Origin of the sequence: Staphylococcus sp. HMSC059F04 (assembly GCF_001812565.1) — a bacterium.
GTDB classification, from domain to species: domain Bacteria; phylum Bacillota; class Bacilli; order Staphylococcales; family Staphylococcaceae; genus Staphylococcus; species Staphylococcus lugdunensis.
The window spans coordinates 305-1,277 of the sequence record NZ_KV809482.1 but is presented as its reverse complement, the minus strand read 5'-3'; the positions used below and the strand labels follow the sequence as shown (position 1 = coordinate 1,277).

Genomic DNA, 973 nt, shown 5'->3' with positions numbered 1-973 from the left:
GATCCCTTCAGCCGGACTTGGGTATTCCTCCAATTATTATAAGTCTTACAATATATAATTTTAAAATGGCGGTCTCGACGGGAATCGAACCCGCGATCTCCTGCGTGACAGGCAGGCGTGTTAACCGCTACACTACGAGACCAAAATAAATACGGAGGAAGAGGGATTCGAACCCCCGCGAGCCGTTAAGCTCCTGTCGGTTTTCAAGACCGATCCCTTCAGCCGGACTTGGGTATTCCTCCAAAATTATATGGACCTTGCAGGACTCGAACCTGCGACCGAACGGTTATGAGCCGTTAGCTCTAACCAACTGAGCTAAAGGTCCTAAATATAATTCAATATTAATTAAATAGTGGCGGTGGAGGGGATCGAACCCCCGACCTCACGGGTATGAACCGTACGCTCTAGCCAGCTGAGCTACACCGCCTTTATTTAGTTTTATATGGTGGAGACTAGCGGGATCGAACCGCTGACCTCCTGCGTGCAAAGCAGGCGCTCTCCCAGCTGAGCTAAGCCCCCATATAAATATTATCTTACTTTATCAATTATTATCTTTTTTATATCGGGAAGACAGGATTCGAACCTACGACCCCTTGGTCCCAAACCAAGTGCTCTACCAAGCTGAGCTACTTCCCGTATTAAATTATGTTTATAAAAAGCGCGCCCGATAGGAGTCGAACCCATAACCTCTTGATCCGTAGTCAAACGCTCTATCCAGTTGAGCTACGGGCGCATACTGATAATAAGGATATTGATGGTGCCGAGGACCGGAATCGAACCGGTACGGTGATCTCTCACCGCAGGATTTTAAGTCCTGTGCGTCTGCCAGTTCCGCCACCCCGGCAAAATAATGGAGCAGAAGACGGGATTCGAACCCGCGACCCCGACCTTGGCAAGGTCGTATTCTACCGCTGAACTACTTCTGCTTATATAAATCGTAATGAGCCATAGAGGATTCGAACCTCTGACCCTC

The 973-nt window shown here is 48.5% G+C and carries 9 tRNA genes; all 9 read right to left on the bottom strand.

What is annotated here, in order from left to right:
* Window positions 1-66: 66 nt before the first annotated feature.
* The 9 genes from HMPREF2864_RS11310 to HMPREF2864_RS11270 all read right to left on the bottom strand — a co-directional run bounded on the left by HMPREF2864_RS11310 (window position 67) and on the right by HMPREF2864_RS11270 (window position 926).
* Window positions 67-142: transfer RNA gene (locus HMPREF2864_RS11310), tRNA-Asp, on the bottom strand.
* 10 nt (window positions 143-152) lie between these two features.
* Window positions 153-242 (bottom strand) — tRNA-Ser (locus tag HMPREF2864_RS11305).
* Window positions 243-251: 9 nt separating this feature from the next.
* Window positions 252-325 (bottom strand) — tRNA-Ile (locus HMPREF2864_RS11300).
* Between the two features lie 28 nt (window positions 326-353).
* A tRNA-Met gene (locus HMPREF2864_RS11295) sits at window positions 354-427 on the bottom strand.
* A 16-nt stretch (window positions 428-443) separates the two neighbouring features.
* Window positions 444-519, bottom strand: a tRNA-Ala gene (locus tag HMPREF2864_RS11290).
* Window positions 520-562: 43 nt separating this feature from the next.
* Window positions 563-636, bottom strand: a tRNA-Pro gene (locus HMPREF2864_RS11285).
* A 23-nt stretch (window positions 637-659) separates the two neighbouring features.
* A tRNA-Arg gene (locus HMPREF2864_RS11280) sits at window positions 660-733 on the bottom strand.
* A 22-nt stretch (window positions 734-755) separates the two neighbouring features.
* Window positions 756-844, bottom strand: a tRNA-Leu gene (locus HMPREF2864_RS11275).
* A 7-nt stretch (window positions 845-851) separates the two neighbouring features.
* Window positions 852-926, bottom strand: a tRNA-Gly gene (locus HMPREF2864_RS11270).
* Between the last annotated feature and the right edge of the window lie 47 nt (window positions 927-973).